The organism is Cytobacillus depressus, from assembly GCF_008923245.1.
GTDB classification, from domain to species: domain Bacteria; phylum Bacillota; class Bacilli; order Bacillales; family Cytobacillaceae; genus Cytobacillus; species Cytobacillus depressus.
The window spans coordinates 282,574-304,672 of record NZ_WBOS01000003.1; the positions used below are offsets into that span (position 1 = coordinate 282,574).

Consider the following 22,099-nt stretch of genomic DNA (forward strand, 5'->3'; position numbering starts at 1 on the left):
TATGAGCATCATTCAGTTGAAAAACCTTAAAAAGACATTTGGAACGAATGACGTTCTTCGGGGAATTAATCTTTCTGTCAATAAAAGTGAAGTCGTCGTTATTATGGGGCCGAGCGGATCTGGAAAGTCGACATTATTGCGTTGCTTAACATTTTTAGAAGAACCAACCGAAGGCGTCATTCAAATAGGAAATCATGAAGTCACTGCTGGAGAATTAAATCGGAAACGAAAGAATGATATACGAGAATTAAGGAAAACGACAGGCTTTGTTTTTCAAAATTTTAATTTATTCCCTCATAAAACAGCCATTGAAAATGTAATGGAGGGTCCAATTGTTGTCCAAGGAAAAAGCAAGGAAGAGGCAAGTCAAATAGCTAAAACCCTTATTGAAAAAGTAGGGCTTGGAGAACGCTGTGATCATTATCCATCCCAGCTTTCGGGAGGCCAGCAGCAAAGAATAGCCATTGCCCGGGCACTTTCTATGAAGCCGGAGGTCATGCTTTACGATGAACCGACCTCTGCGCTGGATCCAGAACTCGTTCGGGAAGTACTCCAAGTAATGAAGGACCTAGCGCAAGAAGGGATGACGATGATCGTCGTCACCCATGAGATGAACTTTGCAAAAGAAGTGGCGGATCGCGTTATTTTTATGGACGGTGGCGTCATCGTCGAACAAGGAACGTCGGAGGAAATTTTCGATCATCCTAAGGAAGAAAGAACAAAGAGGTTTCTTTGGAGTGTAAGTAAAGGGGAGGAATAGATTGAAAGTTGATCTTATTGTTCAAAATGCATATATACTCACGATGGAAGGAAAAGGTGTAGGATTTATAGAAAATGGTTCCATTGCAGTAGAAGGGAACTTGATTCAAGAAGTTGGACATGCCGATGAAATCAAAAGAAACTATCAAGCTGAAAGAATCATAGATGCAACTAATAAACTAGTGATACCTGGTTTAATTGATGCTCATATCCATACTGGTCTTGCGATATTTCGAGGCGTCGCTCAGGATATGTCAAACTGGATGCAAAAGGGTCTTTGGCCGTTTATGAAGCATATGAAGCCTGAAGAAAGCGTGAAAGGTTCCATGGTCAATATAATTGAAGGGATTAAGGCTGGAACAACAACCTTTTGCGATTTCGATGGAAGAATGGACTTAATTGTTAATAATTACAAAAAAATAGGCGCTAGAGCGCGACTTGCGGAACTCGTCAATGAAATCCCGGATAACGTTGGAGATTTACCTGTTGGGGAGCTATACCCTTTCAATCCATCTATCGGAAATACAAAGCTGAAAAGAAACCTCGAATTATTTGAAAAGCATCACGAGAGTGAAAATGGCAGGATTACAGCGATTTTAGGTCCGCATGGTCCTGATATGATGAGTTTGGAATTATTGAATGAAATCAAAGAGTATGGAGAAAAATTCGATACTAAACTTCATATGCATGTTGCCCAAGGAGATCGAGAAATTGATCAGATGAACAAACGGTATGGCAAAAGATCAATTGATTTCCTCGAAGAGCATGGATTTTTAAATGAAAGATTGATTGCCGTCCATTTAACGGAAGCTACAAATGAGGAAACGGAAAAGGTGGCTAAAAGCGGTGCTGGCATGATTTACTGTTCCGGCAGTATTGGAATCATCGACGGTCTCGTACCTCCTGTTTACCATTTTTTACAGTCAGGCGGAGTGGCTTGCTTAGGTTCCGATCAAGCTCCAGGCAATAATTGCAATAATATGTTTAATGAAATGAAATTTGCTGCGATCTTAAACAAAGTTAAACTAGCTGACCCAAGAGTGTTTAATGCTACGATCGCCTTAAGAATGGCAACCATCGAAGCAGCAAAAGTAATGGGAATTGATCATGAAGTTGGCTCCATCCGAAAAGGAAAAAAGGCGGATCTGGTCATTATTAATTTACAAGATCCATCCTTCTTCCCTCTCTATACGAAACCAATTAGAAATATTGTTCCCAACCTAGTCTATTCAGCACGAGGACATGAAGTAGAGACATCCATTATTGATGGACAAGTGATTATGGAAAATAGAAAAATCCTTACGATTGACGAAACTGCTGCTATTACCGAAGCACAAAAAGCGGCGGAACAAATTGCAGTAAGGGTTGAAAAGGATATTTTACAAAACTTAAAGTGATATTTTAACAATGGTGAATGGAAGATTACTATGACGCAATGAAGGATCTCTATTTTTATAGGGGTCCTTTAATTTTGCTTCGAACAATTGGCAGATAACCTGCCAAAACAGGATTTCAAACCTTTTGAACTCCCAGACAAGGTGTACAAACCTTATATTATGTGATTTGATAGTTTAAAATATAGTAAAAGTGTAACGTATTTCAAGAAGAGGGGCAACGGACCAGACTCCCTGTCCTTGAAAGGGGAATAGCAATGTTTCGTTTTTACTCCACAATGACGGTTGAGGAGGCCATCTCGCATTATCCTATCGATCATAATGAAGTGGAAGTTTATAATCATTTAGAGGAATTTGTTGGATATCTTACTTTAGAATCCCTTTCGGTAGCCATCCATCAGGGAGAATTAATACGGCCTATTATTGATTTTGTTCTTTTGCAAGCACCCGTTCAAAGTTTTGCTCACCATTCCATTCCCGATTCTGATTTTCATACTTTTTTTACAAGTGAGCTTTGCCATATTGCGTTTAATTCCTTATACGATGGTGTCTATATAACAGATGGTTCAGGTGTCACTCTGTTTGTGAATGAAGCCTATCAAAGAATAACAGGTATTAAGGATGAAGAAGTAATAGGACAGCATATGAGTCATTTGGTAGAACGAGGGATTATTTCCGCATCAGCTTCTTTAGAAACGATCCTGAAGAAAAAACCTGTCACTGTCATCCAAACGATACGAAATGGGCGGCAAACGATCGTTTCTGCTACTCCTATCATGTCTTCCTCGAACGAAATCATGTATGTGGTTAGCAGTGTAAGGGATATTACGGAGTTGATTAAATTAAAGCACGAGTTAGATAAGCAGAAGCTTATGTTTCAACGGCTCCCTCAAACCATGCCTGCACTTGAGCATTCTAGCTTTCATAATCTAGTAATTGGTCCTTCTACAACTTCGCTATTTCAGCTTGCAGATAAAGTAGCGAAAAGCGATGCGAAAATATTGCTGCAAGGTGAAACCGGGGTTGGTAAAAGTATGATTGCCAAATATATTCACACTAGAAGTAACCGCAGCAATGAGATTTTTATGGAATTGAATTGCAGCGCAATACCCAATCATTTAGTAGAGTCAGAGTTATTTGGATATGAGCCCGGGTCCTTCACTGGAGCATTAAAACAAGGGAAAATTGGCATTCTTGAAAAATCTCATGGAGGTACTTTGTTTCTCGATGAAATTGGGGACTTGCCTCTTGAGCTGCAAGTCAAACTATTAAAGGTAGTAGAAGAAAATCGATTTATGCGTGTTGGTTCAACTGAAATGAGGCAAGTCGATGTTCGAATCATTTCAGCCACACATAGAGATCTCGCAGAAATAGTGCGAAAAGGAGAATTCCGTGAAGACCTTTATTACCGACTAAATATTGTTACTTTAAATGTACCGCCTTTAAGGGAACGAAAGGAAGAAATCATTTCATTATTAGAGGTGTATTTGAAGCAATTCAATGACAAATATCATGAGAATAAAAAAATGACTCCCGAATGCTATGAATGGTTAACGAATTATTCTTGGCCAGGTAATATTCGTGAGCTGGCTAATTTAGTGGAAAGATTGGTTGTGACTACTTTCCATGATGAGATTGACGTTTCCGATCTCCCTTCTTTTATCCAACCGGTTTTTCCTAATAAAGAGCCGGTCACATTAAAAGAAACAGTTGCTCAAGTTGAGAAGTCTCTTATAAGTAAAGCGATGCAAAAATATGGAACGACGAGAGTGGCTGCTGAAGCATTGGGAATTAGCCAAAGCAGTATCGTGCAAAAAATGAAAAAATACCAATTGTGAGTAGAAAACGAATCAAATACAGACGTTTGATTCGTTTTCTACTCATTTTCATTTATTGGAATCTTACATAATAGAGTGAAAAAAATGAATTATCTCGTAAAAAGTCAGTCCTTCACACAATATTTACTCTTTCTATTAAGTTTTGGCATGATACTTGCAACAATATTTCATGATAGAAAGGGGAGAACAAAATGAACATTTCGAATTTTTCAATGGCCAACAAATTAATTACGGGTCGTGATTCATTAATCCAATTACCAGAGGAAGTTGCACGATTAGGGATGAAAAAACCGCTTATCGTAACGGATAAAGTCCTTATAGAAGCAGGGGTAGTGAAACAAGTTCAAGATTTACTTTCGATAGAGGCTGGGATTTTTTCAGATGTGAATCCAGAACCGGAAGTGGAAATTGTTGAGCATTGTGTAACCGTTATCAATAATGGAAATTATGATGGTTTAATCGCTGTGGGTGGAGGAAGTGCTATTGATATTGCGAAAGCATCTGCGGTCATGGCGACAAACAGTGGCACAATCGATCAATATTTTGGTACGAATTTGGTCCAAGAAGCGGGTCTGCCTTTAATAGCCATTCCAACTACGGCAGGGACAGGCTCTGAAGTTACCAATATATCAATCTTATCCGATTTAAAAGAGCAAGTGAAAAAGGGAATTGTAAGCCCTTACTTATTGCCGAATGTGGCGATTGTTTCACCGATGATGACTCTGACTTGTCCTCCAAAGGTGACAGCAGCCAGCGGGGTCGACGCGTTAGTTCATGCGGTTGAAGCTTATATTTCAAAATTTGCTTCACCTGTTACTGATGCCCTTGCGATTGGGGCAATGAAGCTGATTGCTAAAAATTTGCCAAAAGCATTTGCTAATCCAGAACATATCGAAGCGCGAGAAGCGATGATTACGGGAAGTTTAATGGCGGGGCTTGCTTTCGGAAATGCTGGCGTTGGTGCTGTTCATGCCTTAGCCTATCCGCTTGGAGGCCGTTTCCATATGGCTCATGGGGTTAGTAATTCCTTATTGCTGCCGTATGTAATGAAATGGAATAAAATCGCCTGCTTAGAAAGATTCCGGGATATCGCTGAAGCGCTTGGTGAAAAAACAGATTCCTTAAACGATGATGAAGCGGCAGAGGCAGCAATTCAGGCGATGATTCGGATTTGCCGGTATGTAGAAATCCCGCAATCGCTTAGAGAGTTTGATATTCCAGAAACGGCCCTACCAGAATTGGCACAGGAAGCTTTTAAACAAACAAGGCTTTTGAAAAATAACCCGCGAAGCTTAAGTCTTAAAGATATTGAAAGCATTTATCACGCCGCATATTAAGGAGGAAAAAGCATATGAAGTGGAAAAATCGCCCGCATGGCTCTGAAGCACCTTATATTCCTGCAGGTCCTTTTAAAATTCGTATTCCATTTGTCCATTACCGGTTCGAATGGCCTGACTACGTTCAAGGTCTATTAATGTGTGCGGTTGATTTAGGGGCTATTACTCTATTAGCCGACTATCTAGGGATGCCATTTGAAGTTGCCTTAGCGGTTGTTATATTAAATGGCTTGCTCTATTTACTGCATCATATATTAGGTGATCCTGTCATTCCAGGCTGGGTTACACCGGCTATTCCACTCATCGTCTTGTTTGTTAAGCAATTTGAGGAGGGACCTGATCGAGTTTATGCGCTGATTGCTTTTCAGTTAACATTAGGTATTTTGTCTATTATTCTTGGTCTTACCGGCTTAGCTAGTAAAGTTGTTCATATGGTGCCAAATGCCATTAAGTCAGGAATCATTCTTGGTGCTGGGATTGGAGCGATCGTTTCCATCTTTGAAGTAGGGGGGAAATTCGAATTATTCCCGCTCACTGTTACGATTTGTATCGGTTTTGCCTTCTACCTTACTTTTTCAAAGCATTTTGAACAAATCAAAAAAAGGAACAAAGCATTGGCTCTATTGGGGAACCTTGGAATTCTCCCAGCTATTTTGCTCGCAGTTATTGTTGCTCCGCTAGCTGGAGAAGCTAAATGGCCCGTAATTCAATGGGGATTCAGTCAACCGGATTTTGCCACACTATGGGCAGAATATACCGTTTTCGGATTAGGCTTTCCTGCACTCCTCTTTTTTGTAAAAGCAGTACCTGCTGTGTTAGCTACCTATTTGGTGGTTTTCGGTGATGTTCTTAAAACAAAAGCATTGCTTTCTGAATCAGATGTTGTAAGAAAAGATGAAAAAGTGGATTACAATCCAAACCGGGCTCATTTAATTTTCGGTGGGAGAAATATGCTGATGAGTATAATTGGCCCAGATATTACAATGGCAGGTCCGATGTGGGCGGCTATGCAGGTTGTAATTGTTGAACGCTTTAAAGAAGGAAAAAAAGCGATGAATTCCTTTTTTGGAGGCGCAGGATCTTTCCGCTGGGGTACGAATACCGGACTATTATTATTACCAATTGTCAGCTTAGTTCAACCGATCCTAGGGGTAGCTTTAGCTCTGACATTGCTTGTCCAAGGTTATGTTAGCGTTCGAATTGGTGTTATGCAGGCAACAAGTCAACGTGATTTAGGAATCGCAGGTGTTGTCGCTGCTATTCTTGTAATTAAAGGTGCAACTATGGCATTTGCAGCAGGAATATTACTATGTTTCCTTCTCTACGGAAAAGACTTCTTAAGAGGGGAAGATGATAAACTCTTTACACAGCATTCAAGTGAAAAAGACAAAAAGGAGAAAAAAGTATCATGACAAAAAACACGTTGGATTTCGGTTTATATATAAATAGAGAGTCTATTGATACAGCCGACCAAATTCTTGTGCAAAATCCAGCAACTTTTGAGACTGTCGGATCTGTTCCAAATGCTACACAAAAGGAAGCAAAGCTGGCAGTTGATGCAGCCTATTCAGCATTTAGCAGCTGGTCCAAGACAACCGCATATGAAAGAGCTGAATTATTGGAAAAATGGTTTGCGGTGATTGAAAAGCGAACAGATGAAATCGCGGCTGTTTTAACAAAAGAACAAGGAAAGCCTTTATCCGAAGCAAAAGGCGAAATGAACTATGCGAATAGCTTCTTGAAATGGTATGCCGAAGAAGCAAAAAGAATTTATGGAGAAACGATTCCTGCCTTATCAGGAAATAAGAGAATACTTGTGCAAAAACAGCCAGTTGGGGTTGTTGCTGTCATTACTCCATGGAATTTTCCTGCTGCGATGATTACAAGAAAGGTTGCTCCTGCACTTGCTGCTGGATGTACAGTTGTTATTAAGCCGGCAGAACTTACCCCGCTTACGGCGTATCTACTTGCTGATTGTGCGCATGAGGCAGGTATTCCTGCCGGGGTGATCAATGTGGTAACAACGAAAAACCCGGGTGAAATGGTTGACGTATGGATGGAAGACCCTCGAGTCAAAAAAGTCACATTTACTGGGTCAACACCGGTTGGAAAGCTTTTAATGAGAAAAGCTGCTGATACGGTAAAAAAAGTGTCGCTTGAACTTGGCGGTCTGGCTCCGTTTATTATTGCCGAGGATGCAGATATAGAAGAAGCAGTAAACGGCGTCATTCAGTCGAAATTCAGAAATGCGGGACAAACTTGTATTTGTGCAAACCGAATTTACGTCCATGAATCGATTAAAGATGAATTTTTGTCTTCATTCATTGCAGCGGTTAAAGGGTTGAAAGTTGGAAATGGACTTGACGAAAATGTCAGCATTGGTCCGCTCATCGATGAAAGAGCAGTGGCCAAAGTCCAAAAACAAATAGATGATGCCGTAGCAAAAGGTGCCGTTTTGCATGAAGATTCCACCATTCACACGGACAAGGGATACTTCATGAAACCTGTTGTTCTTTCAAATGTGACGGATGATATGCAATGCATGCAGGAAGAGACTTTTGGTCCCCTCGCACCTATAAGCACTTATCGCACCGACCTTGAGGCGGTCGAAAGGGCAAACGCTACACCATTTGGTTTAGCTGCCTATGTGTATACACAGTCACTAAAAAAGGCATTTTGGTTCTCCGAAAACTTGGAATACGGCATCGTCGGTGTGAATGATGGAGCTCCTTCCGTTGCCCAAGCTCCTTTTGGAGGCATGAAAGAAAGTGGACTTGGCCGAGAAGGCGGGCACTACGGATTGGATGAATTCTTGGAAATTAAGTATGTTTCGATGAAGGTTTAGGGCAGGGGGACGGTTCTTTTGCTTCAGTAGGGCGCGGGAACTGTCCCTTTGTTTCTTTAAAGCTATGAAAAAGAGGATGAGCGTTAATGGCTCATCCTCTTTTTCAAAATGTTTGGAGCTGGTTGTACGTAATCTTAATAACTGGGACGATGAGTCTTTCTCAATGTCCCCCTCGCTTCATGCAGGAAGCAGAAGAATCGTCCCCATGTTTCCTAGATTTTAAGAAGCAATAGAACCGTCCCCATGCTCCACTTCTTGCTTCATTTTTCCCGTCACAAGACTAACCACAATCATAACAATCAAGTTCATAACTAATGCAATAACCCCAACGTTTAAATCCTTAATAAATTGTGGTAGTGAAGGGAATAGGGTACCGATGGTTGTGTGGCTGATCGAAATGTAGGCTACTGTCGCAACACCAACGGCGATTCCTGCGAATGCTCCTTGCTTTGTTACGAAATTCCTTTTGCTTAAACTAAAGACTAATGGCAGGAATAATTGTGTCACTAAGCTGTATCCCATCAATAGTATAGTAACGAGTGTATCTCCGCCTTGGAATGTGAAATATAGAGCGATCATGGCGACGACTGGAACTAAGCTCTTTGCTAATTTGGCAACCTGCTGATCGGTTGCATTCGGAACGAAAACCTTGTATATGTTTTTGGAAATTAGCGTAGCAGATGCCATTAAGATCATCGATCCCGGAACAATGGCCGTTAATAATCCAGCAGCGCCAATTAAGCCGACTACCCATGGATCAAACGTTTGGATAGAAAGTCTTAAAAGTGCAAGGTCACCTTCTGCTCCATCTAAACCTTTCACTTGTAAAATAGCAGCAAATCCAACAAAGAAAACAAACAATAAAATGAGCTGGTAAAGCGGCATGACAATGGCGTTTTTGCGGAACACTTTTTGGTTTTCCGCAGAATACACTGCACCGAAGTTATGCGGCCACATATAGTAGCCAAGTGCCGTTAATAGAACCGTAGAGATGAACCAAGAAACACTTAATCCACTTTCCGGAAGGACTGAATGTCCCGGTTTTGCAAGTTCTACTGCTTCGAACATTGGCTGAAGCCCACCATAATAATGGAATGGCAAATAAAGTCCTAGAAATACAACGACACCAAGAACCAAAATATCTTTTATAATCGCTGTCCACGCTGATCCGTGAATCCCTGAAATCATGACGTAAACCGTTACAGATAAAACCCCGATCCAGATGGCTGCCGTCGAAGAAATGGTCCCGTAAGATGCTTCGGAAACGATTATGCCAAGTCCTTTAATTTGCAGAACGAGGTATGGAATGAGGGCCACAACCCCAACGATGGAAACAAACACACCGAGGTATGGGCTTTTATATTTGCTAACAAAAAAATCTGATTGTGACATTAAGTTATGATCTTTTGCATATTTCCAAACTTTAGGAAGTAAAAAGTACGACATAACATACGCTAAACACCCGTAAGAGAGGATATAAAATGCAGGGCCGCCTTTGCCGTAAGCCCAGCCGCTGCCGCCTAGAAATGTAAAGGTTGTGTAAATTTCCCCAGCCATTAAAAGGAATACGAGAAGCGTACCAAAGCCGCGTCCGCCGACAGACCATTGTTCAAGCGTCATATCTTTTCCTTTTTGCGCTTGGATTCCTAGAAAAATAGATAATAGTAAAAAGCCGAATATAATAATTAATGCGATATTCATGTTTCTTCTCCTCCCTTATTCTTGGGGTCAAGTTTATAAACGATAGCCATAATTCCTGATGTAAGAAAGACCCACAGAACAAGATAAAAGAGGATGAAAGGCATCCCTAACACATAAGGTGTTACTTTATTGGCGAAAGCAATTCCGCCGAATATTCCGATAAAGGGGATTAAAGCAACGAAGTGATGCAGTTTCATAGTTGAACCTCCAATTCTTAAGATGATTTAGATGGGTTATTGGTAAAACGTTGAAAGTTGTCCAATAAACCAAGTAATTTGGACAGGCTATTAGAAAAAGCCTGAAACCTGTCCAGTAAGCCAAGTAATTTGGACAAGTTATTGGTAAAATCCCAAAACCTGTCCAATCTCCTGTCATTTCTTACCCTAAAAATTTAAATGTCGCATGGAGGAAAGTTTTAACACCGATTTCCAATGCGTCTTCATCAATCGTAAAGCGGGCGTGATGGTGAGGATACGTAATGCCTTTTTCCTCATTGCCAGCTCCAACGTAGAAATAGCAGCCAGGTGCTTTTTCCATGAAGGCAGAGAAATCTTCTCCCCCCATATTTGGTCTCATCATATCAATCGCTACCTCGCCGAATACTTCACGAACGGTTTCTTCAACGACACTTGTTACTTCTTCATGATTAATAACTGGACGATAGCCAAATTGATATTTGAAGTCATAAGAAGCTTCATGCGCTTCCGTGATTCCTTTCACAATGCGTTCCATTTTTCCAGGAATGGATTCACGAAGATTTGGATCAAAGCTGCGGACTGTTCCGCAAATCTGAACGGATCCAGGAATGACGTTATGTGTCGTTCCGCCGATAAATTGTGTGACCGAAATAACTAGGTTATCAAGCGGGTCAGTATTTCGAGAGACGATATGCTGAAGATTCGTTACCACTTGAGCGGCGATTGCGATCGAATCAATCGTTTGATGGGGCAATGCGGCATGTCCGCCTCTGCCGTTCACCGTGATCCAGAACGTGTCAGGTGCAGCCATCATTGGCCCATACACAATGCCGACTTTCCCGAATTCGAGTGGAGACCAAAGATGAGTGCCGATAACAAGATCAACGCCATCCATCACTCCAGCTTCCACCATTTCGTCAGCCCCGCCTGGGAAAAGCTCCTCTGCATGCTGGAAAAGGAAACGGACTTCTCCTTTTATTTGGTCTTGCAATCCAGAAAGAATCTTAGCTGTTCCGAGCAGCATCGCCGTATGTCCATCATGACCGCAAGCATGCATAACACCTGGATTTTTTGAAGCAAATTCAAATGTATTTTCCTCTTGAATCGGCAAAGCATCCATGTCTGCGCGAATTGCCAATGTTTTTCCCGGCTGAGCACCGATCAGGCGTGCCATTACACTTGTTTTCGTCGGACGAGAAAGCTCCAAATTGCCGAACGACTCTAACGTTTCATATACATATTGAGCTGTTTTTTCTTCGTGAAAAGAAAGCTCTGGATGTTGATGCAAATGTCTTCTCCAAGAAATTACCTGTTCCTTTAAGTCACCTGCTAATTGATTTAAATTTGTATTTACACTCATTCATTACAACTCCTATTTGAAGCAAAGGGACGTTTCTTCTGCTTCCTATTTAACCGTTTTGCTAAATAAATTCCTTGTATTTGCAATTATAAAACTTATCGGAAAATATAATATGTCCTTTTCAACAAAAATTTCACCAAACAACTTGTGAAAAACTACAAAAAAAGACTCGTTTCTATCTAAATCCTTAGCAAAATACACATTTTTTCAATATAATTTGTTAAAATAACAAAAACTTCGACAAAAAGGGAGAGGTGAGCATTGAAAGAAACGTTAACTCATCGGCAGCTTCAATCATTAATACATGTTTCCAATGTGTTGAATTCGTCCCTCGACATTGATACGATTATTCATTCAATCATGGTCCAAACCGTTTCCGTCATTGATGCGGCCAACGGTGGGGTTTTATTGCTCTATGATGAAAAACAAGGGCGCTTAATTCCGAAAACAGAGAGCAATGTCAATGGGGAAATGATTAGTCAAGTGCGGCTGAAGCCTGGTGAATCTATGTCTGGCAAAGCTTTTTCAGCGGGGAAATGTTTAATTTTCCGCAATAGAGCAGAAGTGGAAAAAGCGACTGCGGATCTATCCGAAGAAAACCTTCATTATATGCTAGAGGCCATTCCAAACTTGCCGTATTCTTCGATTGCTGCTCCAATTTTTCTAAAAGGGAATTGCATCGGTGTTATTACACTGGATTCATTTGAACCTTCGCTCGAATTTACTTTAGAAGATATCCATCTTTTAACAGCGATTGCTCATCAAGCGGCAGTAGCGATTGAGAAGGCAAAGCTTTATCATGAGCAGGAAGAAGCTGTAAAGCAGCTTGAATATTTGAATGACATGATCTCTAAACAGAATCATATGCTCTCCCGTTCGGTTGATATTCATAAAAGACTTGCCAATCTTGTGCTTCACGGAGAAGGGCTCGATTCAATTATCGCCTACTTACATGAGAAGACAGGCCATACCGTTTTGTTATTTGATGATCTTGGAGAAATGATTTCCTATGCCTACTCCCATCATATTGACAAAGAGGATTTGTTATTGATTCGGAAAAAGGCGCAGGAATCGATGCATTCACTGAAAACGGTTCACACTTTAATAGAAGCGGATTTGCGGGAGAATCCATTTTTAACGATCTTGCCGATTGGGGCAAAGCCAACGCTTTTTGGCACACTTATTATTGCTGCCCCTGAAGAAATTCGCGATGTGGATGTGGCGGCATTAGAGCACGCATGTACAGTTATTTCGCTTGAAATGGTGAAGGAGCAGGCGATTTTTGATGCACAGGAAAGGATAAATGGGGAATTTATTGATGTTTTATTATCGGGGAAAATGAATAATTCCATTTTGCAAAAGGCAAAACAGATGAATTTTGACCCGATGGCTGACTATTTGACGCTTATCATAAGAATGGACGAATTGGATCAAAAGCATAAGCGGAACAGCATTATTCGCCATCTCGTTCAATTATCGAATCGGCTGTTTGTAAATAATCAGTTAAATGGCATTACGGTCGGCGGTCATGATCAAATTGTGCTTCTTTTAACCTTTCAGCAAAAGGTATCCAATACTTATGCGTTCCATCAAGTTAAACAGCTCGTTTCAAACTTTCAACAGGAAATTCATTTAAAAAATTGGGGAACGACCATTTCCATTGGAATTGGACGAATTCATTCGACCTTATTGAAGGCAACGAAATCGATAGAGGAAGCGTCAAAATGTCTGCAATTCCTTCATAGTTATGGGAAAAAAGGGGAAGTCATCAGCTTTAAAGACCTCGGTGTCCAAAGGCTCCTTTTCCAAAATTCCGAAGAGGATCTCCTGGATTTCCTCGACGATGCCATTGGTCCGCTGATCGCTTATGACCAAACCCGAAAAGGCGAACTGCTCCCGTCGCTTTTCGCCTATCTCGAACACAATCAAAATGCCAAAGAAGCGGCCGAAGCAATCCATGTTCACACCAACACATTAACCTATCGCTTAAAGAGAATCGAAGAAATTCTTTCAATCAGCCTATCTGATAGCCAGCAGTTTCTAAATATTCATTTGGCTGTGAGTTTGTATCCGTTTTTGAAGGGTAAGAAATAGGGTGTCAGACACCGTCCGTGGACAAATAAGTATTTAATCTACTGAGGGTGTACATTGTTAGGGGGCCGAAGTGAATTTAATGGGGTAAAAACCAATAAATGTGAGATTGTGAGTGCTTTTTTAGAGTTTGTCATACTGGAATGGAATGGTCACTTTTTAAAAATAGAAAAGCTCTACAGAGAGCTTCTTCTCTCCATAGAGCCTTCGATTCCGTTATATCCAAAAAATATCAAGTCATGTTACTTATCAGAGGATATCCCATCATACATCGGGTTGTGTTTGTTCATCAGCTGGCAAGGTATCTTCGTCTTTAGCTGGTGGCGGCTCAACCTCTTTGATAGGCGGTGAGATGATATAAACTGTGCTTGTTGCCCCATCCCAACTTACATAGGCACCGAGGGCTTCGGACACCGCACGCAGTGGAATTAATGTTCGATTGTTGATTACTTGTGGAGCAACACCAAGGGTAATTGATTTACCATCAACCAACATTAATTTAGAACCAACTTTTAACTCAATATTGGTTGAGCCACTTTTTGCACGAATTGTATTTGTTGCTTGTATCCATTCAACTGTGGCGCCAAGATGTTCAAACACTCCTCTAATAGGTACGAGAGTACTTCCATCCATTAACAAAGCGGATTGGTCAAATTTGATTAACTGAGAGTCGATGTTCACACTGACTTCTTTAGGTTTTGGTTTTCCGCCTCTTGCAAGATACAGCTTGTTGCTCTCGCTCGCTGCGTATAATCCCATATATTTATTCTGATTCCAAATTCGGTCAAATTCCGATAATGGGACATTCGTGTCTCCTGCATATCGACCTAATTCAGGAGTAACACCCGGCCTTTTATATTTAGCAACAAACCAGTCAGCATAACCTCCGCCTGCCGGATAAGGGCCAGGCTTAACAAGACTATAACCAGTAAGCTGGCTAATCTTCTTTGCTTGTGCATAATTTCTTTCGTAAACCCGTTTGTGGTGGTAATTCCAATAAAGAATTTCACCACTTGTGTGATAGGATATGGTCATTTCAGGATCTATTTCTTTTGTGAATTTTACGAGAGCTTTTACCTCAGAAGCTTGCTCCGGGGCACTTCCCTTATAGTTTTTCCAGCTTGGAGAGCTTGCATTGTTTTTGATATTGGCCCAATCCACATTATATTGGCGGTTTAGATCAATACCCTTTCCATTCGCTTTCCATCTTTTAAAATTGGTACTGCCCATATTCATTTTTATTAATGAGCTATGGACATCCTTTGGAAATTTGCTCAGTCCAGATTGCTGCAATGTCACCCCATCTGGATTCACCATCGGAACAAACCAAATCGTAGTATTCCCCAATAAATCTTTTACATTGTAACCCCCATAGGTTTGATTTCCTTCATACATTTTTACATATTGCTCCAGCATATACATATTTAAGTTTGTAGAAATCCATTCGCGAGCATGATGGGAGCCGTTAATGAAAAGGTTCGCATCTCCAGTTCCTAGTGAAACGGCATAGATTGGTCTTCCGTATTCGCTGCTTCCAATTGTTTTATAACTAATCAAATGAGGGTATCGAGCGGCTAAAGCTTCAATATCCCGAACCATGACCTCGTATGTATAGATTTGTTTTGGATTGACAATATTTGCAGCCTGGCTTTCAGAGGGATTGACGATAAAAATAACGATAATAATAGCAAAAGAAATTAACAGTTTCTGAAACTTCACTTCATCACTCCTTAATAAATGAATCTAGTAGTCTAATAATATTTTTAAAGCAAAAAACCCTTTCCTATATTCCCATAATTTACGAGAAAAGTATAGAGGGGTGTCAGACACCCGCCGTGGACAAATGAGGGGTTTTTCCGCCGGGAATGGACAATCTTGAAGTAGGTGGAGAGAAGGAAGGCATACCAATAGGGTTCAGACACCTTTTGTCCGGATTACTTAGGAGCTAAGTAGTATTATCACTTATGCATTCGCTGCATAAGAATAAAGGTGAAAGCAAAAATCACCTTCTTAGGGAGGAGAAAGAGATTTTTGTATAGTATTAGATATGTAGTCACTGAAACGAGGTGTAGCCGTATGGAAAAGATCGTGAAGTTTTTAAAAGAAAAAGAATCAGAGATGGTAGATTTATTAAAGCAATTCGTTGAAATGGAATCACCCTCACAGGAAAAGGAAATGGTAGACAGGCTCGGTGAAAAGATTAGGGAAACTTTTATCCGATATGTAGGGGGCAAGATTGCGATTATTGAAAATGCGCATGCAGGGAATCATCTTCGCGCAGAGTTTGGTGAAGGTGATGAACAAATTCTTTTATTAATGCATATGGATACGGTTTGGCCAAAGGGAACCGTTGACACGATGCCATTTTGCATCGATGGGGACAAAGTGTTCGGACCAGGGACTTTTGATATGAAAGGGGGCATTGTTCAGGGGATCTTCGCTCTACATGCCTTACGTGAGATGGGGGTATCCTTGAATACGAAAGTCGTCGTGCTTATCACGTCCGATGAAGAGAGCGGCAGTGAAACTTCGAGATCTTTAATCGAAGAGGAAGCGAAAAAGAGTAAGTACGTTTTAGTTCTAGAATCAGCCAGCTCTACATCAGGAAAATTAAAAACATCACGAAAAGGCGTTGGCATGTTTCATATTAAGCTAACTGGCCGTGCCGCGCATTCCGGAATAGAACCTGAGAAGGGGATTAGCGCCATTGAAGAGCTTGCGCGGATTATCCTATATTTACATAGTTTATCAGATGTAAATAAGGGCATTACCTTAAATGTAGGAGTCATAAATGGCGGAAGCGCATCCAATGTCATAGCAGCCGAAGCTGAAGCAGAGGTAGATTTACGTGTAACGAATCAGTCACAGTTTGATGCGATTCTTCCTTTCATTTCAAACCTACAGCCATCTAAAGAGGGGCTTACGATTGATGTGACAGGGGGCATAAACAGACCTCCTCTTGAAAAAACAGCAGAAATCAAAAAGATGTTTCAGTTAGCCAAGGAGTTTTCTAAAACTTATTTAGATTTCGATTTAGAAGAAGAAATGAGCGGTGGAGGCAGTGACGGAAGCTTTGCCTCACAGTTTGCCCCAACTCTTGATGGCTTAGGTCCTGTCGGGGATGGTGCCCATGCAGGGCATGAACATTTACTAATTTCTCAAATGCCTGTTCGGAGTGCGTTGGTGGCTTTATTGATTTTGGGATTAGGGAAAAAGCTATAAAACAAGGGGGGGGCGGTTCTTTTGCTTCGTGCTTCATCTAATTTATAGAGAAGCACGAGAACCGTCCCCGTGCTTTTCTTAATTTAAAACCGCTCCTCTAAACGCCACATCCCCAAGAATTTGATAGGCATGAACATTTGGCAAATGAATCGCATATTTAGTCTCTTCCGGTGCTCGAACGATTAACACATTCGGATGAATTCTATCAATCACTTCAATAGGGGTAGGCAGAATCGAGGCATTCACGTCACCGCCGATCGCCCAAAAGGAAAGAGTGGAAGCATCATTTCCTTCTGGCTTTTGTTTGGGAAATGCCTCAGGTAAGTTCTTTCTATTAATATGTGCTAAGTCCTCGATCACCGCGCTTGCAGTCGGAAGCATGCCTGCACCTGGACCTTGAAGACTGATATTCCCAACAATATCCCCGTCAATGGAAACAGCATTTTGGACACCCTCCACATGGTAAAAGGGATGCTGTACATTCACAAGCACAGGCTTTACGGTGCATTGAATACCACTAACAGTTCGTTCAATCGAAGCGACATGCTTAAATCGAAAACCTAATGATGAAAAGATTTCGACTTGTTCCGGGGTGATACCACGAATGCCTTCTCTGATTGATTCATCCCAATTCGGTGCCTCGCCAAATGCAAGCTCACTTAAGATCACTGCTTTGTAGAAGGCATCATAGCCGTCCACATCATTAGTCGGATCGGCTTCGGCATAGCCCTTTTCCTGAGCAAGCTTCAATGCTGACGCAAATGGTAAGTTTTCTTCTCTCATTTTTGTCAAAATAAAATTAGAAGTTCCGTTAAGAATGCCCTGGACTTTGTCTACGTTGTTGACATTTAGCAATTGTTTTATTGTTTGAATAACAGGAATTCCGCCAGCGACCGTTGCTTCAAAGCCAAGCGAAACACCATTTTCACTTGCTAACTGTTTTAATTGTCCCCCATGATGGGCAAACATTTCCTTGTTAGCCGTAATAACATGGCAGCCCCGTTTAATCGCCTGCTGCAAGTAGGTAAAGCATGGGTCTGTTCCAACGATGGCATCAATCACAACATCCAATTGGTCAAGAGTAATTATTTTTTCGAAATCATCTGTTAAAAGAACATCTTCATCCGGCTTGGTGTGCTTATTTATATTTTTCACAAGAATCCCAACGATTTTCACTTCTTTTCCAAGAAGAGCCTGAAGCTTCTTCTGATGTGATTGAACGGTCTGATACACACCCTTCCCAACCGTACCGTATCCCAATAATGCAATATGAATGGCTGACATGTTTTCATTCCTCCTGTTATTTTGTTAGTCAATTTGTTTTGAACAAGGCTATGGCCACAGGTGAAAAAATAAAAAACCCCCTCTGCATATAAGACAGAAGGGGAGCAAGAAAAACATAACATTATCCGTTCCACCTTCTCATCTTCGGAATTGTGATTATTCCTCTGAAATTGGCACCGTGCATTTGAATGCTGGTTGCCGAGGCTTCGCAGGGTCAGTCCCTCCACCTCTCTTGATAAGAAGATTAGCAATTATGAAATTATTTATAATCATAACTATTTTGAAGGGCTACGTCAATACAATAGTTGGTTTTGTTTGGCAATCGTAAAAGCTTCGTGCTAGTTTGCTTGACTCTTAAGTTTTTACTATAAGGGCCTATTTTTAATTGCCTTACAGCCTATGGAATTTTCCTTAGTAAATACAGCTGCAATTGGCATACTAATAACGCATGAACACAACAATGGAGGTGACCTTCATGGATGAAAGACCGATCGAAATTACAGGGGACCAACTCGACGAGCGAAACACAATAACAGGTCCAGACGAAGACAAGGCTTCGTTCCCAAGACGCCCGAAAAAAGTAAAAATTCAAAAGGAAAATTCGCATTCTAGACAATAGGTATCGGATTGGATATTTGATGAGTGGCTCTTAGCAGGAAATTTAATTAGCAAAGACTGCTTGGGAATAAACATTTTCCTCCAAAAACAACTGCCCGCTAGATGGATCAGGGCAGTTATTTTATTTCTGCTAAATTCAGTAAACAAAGTTGTGAATGACCTATAAAATTATTAAATTGAAAAACTGTCTCTCTGTTTTTATCGTGCCATGCTTCCCATGTCCCTAGAAGGAAAACATGGTAAAATATAGGTTGTGATTGATCATACATGACGAGAGGGGGAACTATTATGACAAATAAGCTATTATCGCTAGTAAGTACGATTGGGCTCGTGACGTTAAGTTTTACAAGTACTGCTGAGGCTGCTATGTCAAAACCAAATCAATATCGTGAAACGCATTATTATGACCAAGGTGAGCAAATTAAGAATCAATCGCCTCTTTGGACGAAAGATAAGAAGGGGACCGTACTCACAGGAGAGCAAACCGTTTTTATTCAACAGAATGATGTGCTTCTGGCGTTGGATCCAACTAGTGGAAAAGAAAAATGGCGTTTTTCTAAAGGGGCTATTGATTATGTAGAAATTATTAATCAGCAGCTTTTTATTCATCAGAAATCTGGTAATCTATCGATTTTGCAAGCTACGACAGGCAAGCTGATATCAACGATTAAAACAGGCAAGAATATAGTTTCAGGGATTGATGCAGATAAGAGTCTTGTGTATCTGATTGCTGGAGAGTATCCAAAAAAGTCGATTTTGGCCTTTGATTTAAAAAGCGGGCAGAAAAAATGGGAGTATCAAAGGGATGAATCGCGCTATCAAAAGATTGAAGTACGTAATAATCATCTACTCGTACACACGGTTGAATCCGGCGCAATAACACAAGGGTATTTATATGCTCTCGATTTACAAACTGGAAAAGCACTTTGGGCTCATAGTGGTACAAATGATCTTATTTATGAAACGGATCAAAACTATTATTTTGAGTATTCGGGTTTTATGGGTTATTTAGAAGATGATATGTTCGTTATAAACGTAGTTGACAAGAAGACAGGGAAGATAGTGGAAACCTATCGTTATAAAGATCCAAACTACCTATCCAAAAATGGAAGGATCTCATATCCGGCGGTAGACCGCGCCGTTGTTAAGGAAAATTATTTGTATTTAGGTAAAGGACCCAAATTATACCAATATGATCTCACAAAGAATCCAAGCTCATCCGCACCTTTTATATATGGCTATAATGTAGACGATGGAGCTTACAGTGGCAGATATGAATTTGTTTTAGGACCGTATAATGGAAAGGCCTTTTATTTAAGTGGCGAGGGATTAGTAGGAACAGTGCTCGGAAAAGATTTTGTAGGGGTAGGTTACGAAGGAATCTCGAATCCAATTACGACGATCGATGCATACGACAATGGCCTTTATGTCGGAATGACAGATCATCAATTTGTCGCTTTAAATGTAGAAACGGGAAAAGCGTTTTTTAAATCAAAGATGAACGAACAAATAAAAGGGACAACTGTGGTAGGGAATTCAATTATTGTCGAAACCGAAAATCAAGTAAAAGCCTTCCCGGTGCCGAAAGAAGCAAGTAAAGCTATCGACCAAAAACAGCCTCTATTACCAGGCTTCACAAAAGCAGATGCGAAAATCTCGATTAATGGAAAATTATATGATTTAAAAACAAAACCAGTCTTTGTAGAGAATAAAATGTACCTGCCGTTCCGTGAGTTGTTTGAACTATTACAAGCTAAAGTCGATTACAATGCGCAAACAAAAAAGATAACAGCGACAACTGCTAAAAGCACGATCGTCTTAACTCCTAATGAAACAAAAGCACTTCTTAATAATCAAGAAGTAACTATGGAGAAAATGCCTTTCATACATGAAGGTGTCACCTACGTACCGCTAAGGGCAGCTGCTACCTTATTAGGAGCTGAAGTTAAATGGGATACAGGAAAAAGAACTGTATTCATAGAAATGTAGAGGGTTTCCACGAATGGTGTCATACGTATGGTGTCAGACACCGTTCGTGGACAAATCAACTTTTTTTCTATCTAGGGTGGACACTATTGATGCCTCTATTTATATTTTCACTACCTTCAGCGGATTAAGAGCATTCGTATTGTTAATATAAACAAAAGCATCATACCGCTCCGATATCCGGGACGGTACATAGTTCCCATGTTCATACATCGGGCTGTAAACGACCCCGATGGCGCGATGGCCAATGGTTTCATTAAACATTACTCTATTTTCATCAGTAAAAATTAAGATTTTATCTTTTGACCCGGCTTTATGCATCAGGTCTTCCCAACTGCCAGCTTGAGCGGGAGGGGTCATCATTTGTTTAAAATTATTCCCCCAGCTATCCGCGGCTATGACGGATCCCCGATGTGTGCCAAAGCCAATAATAGTGAGGTTTTCGTTCCCTTCTTGTTCTCTTAATAGCTGCCCAACGTTTACGATTCCTTCATTCGCCATGTCTGTCGCCCGGGCATCGCCAACATGAGTATTATGTTCCCAAATAATTCCCTTTGCCTGATTGCTGAAAAAGGACATGATGCGATTTAGCACCTCAACCATATGACGGTCGCGAATATTCCATGACTCGGCATCATTGACGATCATCGTTCGGTAATAATTTTCCGCATTGGCTGCTATAAGCGCATTCACTTCCAGATTTAAGCCGCTTTCTTCATTATCCAGGTAGATGTTTCTTTTTAAAGAAACGTCCGTTAACAGCTTAACGACTTCATCATGACAGTCTTCTCCGTAAAAGGCAGCAGATACGCCATATTTTTCGGCTTGGCGATGGAAGGGCTCGAAGCAGGCAATTGCTTCTCTTGCCGCCTCGATATCGGGAGAGTTCGTTTCCTCTAAATATTTAATTATTTCATCTAATGATTCCCAGAGACTATAAATATCGATTCCGTAAAAACCAACCTTTTTTTCCCGAGGCTGATTTTGATTATACTCCTTCAGCCATTCGATCAAATCTATGATTTCCTCATTTGCCCACATCCATGTTGGCCAACGATTGAAAGCTTTGAGGACCTCCCGGGCATTGGCGCTTTTTCGGTCCCATCCTTTAATGTACTCGTTAACCCTCTGACAGGCTGGCCAGTCACCTTCAACAGCTATAAAAGTAAACCCCTTATCAACAATCAGCCGCTTTGTCAGCTCCGCCCTAATTTGATAATACTCAGAAGTTCCGTGTGATGATTCTCCAAGTAAAACGTACTTTTCTTTATGAATTCTCTTTATTAACACATTCAAATCCCGTAGGTCATCGAATGGCTTCGCATATTCCTGAATCGCCTGAATGAGCTTCTCGTCCATTTGCATCCCTCAAATTCTATTGCAGCTTCGATAAATTAATATTCGAGGATATTGTGTCCTTTCAAATTGGTACTATACAAGGACATGGGAGATGCTCTCGTGGTTCTA

The 22,099-nt window shown here is 40.8% G+C and carries 16 protein-coding genes and 1 riboswitch; of the genes, 10 read left to right on the plus strand and 6 right to left on the minus strand.

Features of this window, described 5'->3' with window-relative positions:
- Positions 1-7 precede the first annotated feature (7 nt).
- The 6 genes from F7731_RS10170 (at position 8) to F7731_RS10195 (ending at position 8,173) form a co-directional block, all read left to right on the plus strand.
- Positions 8-760 carry an amino acid ABC transporter ATP-binding protein gene (locus F7731_RS10170; RefSeq protein ID WP_151534803.1) on the plus strand — a complete coding sequence of 251 codons (753 nt, stop codon included), beginning with the start codon at positions 8-10 and terminating at the stop codon, positions 758-760.
- Between the two features lies 1 nt (position 761).
- The gene (locus F7731_RS10175; RefSeq protein ID WP_246197177.1) at positions 762-2,156 is read left to right on the plus strand and encodes an amidohydrolase family protein; all 1,395 of its coding nucleotides are present in this window, start codon (positions 762-764) and stop codon (positions 2,154-2,156) included.
- 254 nt (positions 2,157-2,410) lie between these two features.
- The gene (locus F7731_RS10180; protein WP_151534668.1) at positions 2,411-3,991 is read left to right on the plus strand and encodes a sigma-54 interaction domain-containing protein; all 1,581 of its coding nucleotides are present in this window, start codon (positions 2,411-2,413) and stop codon (positions 3,989-3,991) included.
- Between the two features lie 191 nt (positions 3,992-4,182).
- The gene (locus F7731_RS10185; RefSeq protein WP_151534669.1) at positions 4,183-5,328 is read left to right on the plus strand and encodes an iron-containing alcohol dehydrogenase; all 1,146 of its coding nucleotides are present in this window, start codon (positions 4,183-4,185) and stop codon (positions 5,326-5,328) included.
- 14 nt (positions 5,329-5,342) lie between these two features.
- The gene (locus tag F7731_RS10190; protein WP_151534670.1) at positions 5,343-6,740 is read left to right on the plus strand and encodes a hypothetical protein; all 1,398 of its coding nucleotides are present in this window, start codon (positions 5,343-5,345) and stop codon (positions 6,738-6,740) included.
- Entirely contained in the window at positions 6,737-8,173 is a 1,437-nt protein-coding gene (locus F7731_RS10195; protein WP_151534671.1) for an NAD-dependent succinate-semialdehyde dehydrogenase, read from the plus strand. The genes F7731_RS10190 and F7731_RS10195 overlap by 4 nt, the downstream gene beginning before the upstream one ends.
- A 219-nt stretch (positions 8,174-8,392) precedes the next feature.
- Here the strand turns inward: F7731_RS10195 and F7731_RS10200 are convergent, their stop codons facing one another.
- From F7731_RS10200 to F7731_RS10210, 3 genes are all read right to left on the minus strand, one after another.
- Positions 8,393-9,874, minus strand: a complete 1,482-nt coding sequence (locus F7731_RS10200) for a sodium:solute symporter family protein (RefSeq protein ID WP_151534672.1) — start codon at positions 9,872-9,874, stop codon at positions 8,393-8,395.
- Entirely contained in the window at positions 9,871-10,071 is a 201-nt protein-coding gene (locus F7731_RS10205; protein WP_151534673.1) for a DUF3311 domain-containing protein, read from the minus strand. The genes F7731_RS10200 and F7731_RS10205 overlap by 4 nt, the downstream gene beginning before the upstream one ends.
- 181 nt (positions 10,072-10,252) lie before the next feature.
- Positions 10,253-11,431 carry a M20 family metallopeptidase gene (locus F7731_RS10210; RefSeq protein ID WP_151534674.1) on the minus strand — a complete coding sequence of 393 codons (1,179 nt, stop codon included), beginning with the start codon at positions 11,429-11,431 and terminating at the stop codon, positions 10,253-10,255.
- 261 nt (positions 11,432-11,692) lie between these two features.
- Between F7731_RS10210 and F7731_RS10215 the strand changes: the two genes are divergently transcribed.
- Complete coding sequence (locus F7731_RS10215; RefSeq protein WP_151534675.1) at positions 11,693-13,525, plus strand: helix-turn-helix domain-containing protein; 1,833 nt, start codon at positions 11,693-11,695, stop codon at positions 13,523-13,525.
- A gap of 261 nt (positions 13,526-13,786) precedes the next feature.
- On the opposite strand, the gene F7731_RS10220 is transcribed toward F7731_RS10215, so the two are convergent.
- Positions 13,787-15,241, minus strand: coding sequence for a M14 family zinc carboxypeptidase (locus F7731_RS10220; protein WP_151534676.1), 1,455 nt, complete (start codon positions 15,239-15,241; stop codon positions 13,787-13,789).
- 357 nt (positions 15,242-15,598) lie between these two features.
- On the opposite strand from F7731_RS10220, the gene F7731_RS10225 reads away from it, so the two are divergent.
- Positions 15,599-16,744 (plus strand): M20 family metallopeptidase, encoded by a 1,146-nt coding sequence (locus tag F7731_RS10225; protein ID WP_151534677.1) that lies wholly within the window; start codon positions 15,599-15,601, stop codon positions 16,742-16,744.
- Between the two features lie 78 nt (positions 16,745-16,822).
- On the opposite strand, the gene F7731_RS10230 is transcribed toward F7731_RS10225, so the two are convergent.
- A complete protein-coding gene (locus F7731_RS10230; protein WP_151534678.1) occupies positions 16,823-18,028 on the minus strand; it encodes a homoserine dehydrogenase in 1,206 nt (401 codons plus the stop codon).
- Between the two features lie 135 nt (positions 18,029-18,163).
- A riboswitch (SAM riboswitch) is annotated at positions 18,164-18,270 on the minus strand.
- Between the two features lie 233 nt (positions 18,271-18,503).
- Here F7731_RS10230 and F7731_RS26440 point away from each other — a divergent pair.
- Positions 18,504-18,647, plus strand: coding sequence for a hypothetical protein (locus tag F7731_RS26440; protein WP_170289675.1), 144 nt, complete (start codon positions 18,504-18,506; stop codon positions 18,645-18,647).
- Positions 18,648-18,934: 287 nt separating this feature from the next.
- The gene (locus F7731_RS10235) at positions 18,935-20,635 is read left to right on the plus strand and encodes a stalk domain-containing protein (protein ID WP_170289676.1); all 1,701 of its coding nucleotides are present in this window, start codon (positions 18,935-18,937) and stop codon (positions 20,633-20,635) included.
- 99 nt (positions 20,636-20,734) lie between these two features.
- Here the strand turns inward: F7731_RS10235 and F7731_RS10240 are convergent, their stop codons facing one another.
- A complete protein-coding gene (locus tag F7731_RS10240) occupies positions 20,735-21,991 on the minus strand; it encodes an erythromycin esterase family protein (RefSeq protein WP_151534680.1) in 1,257 nt (418 codons plus the stop codon).
- Positions 21,992-22,099 lie beyond the last annotated feature (108 nt).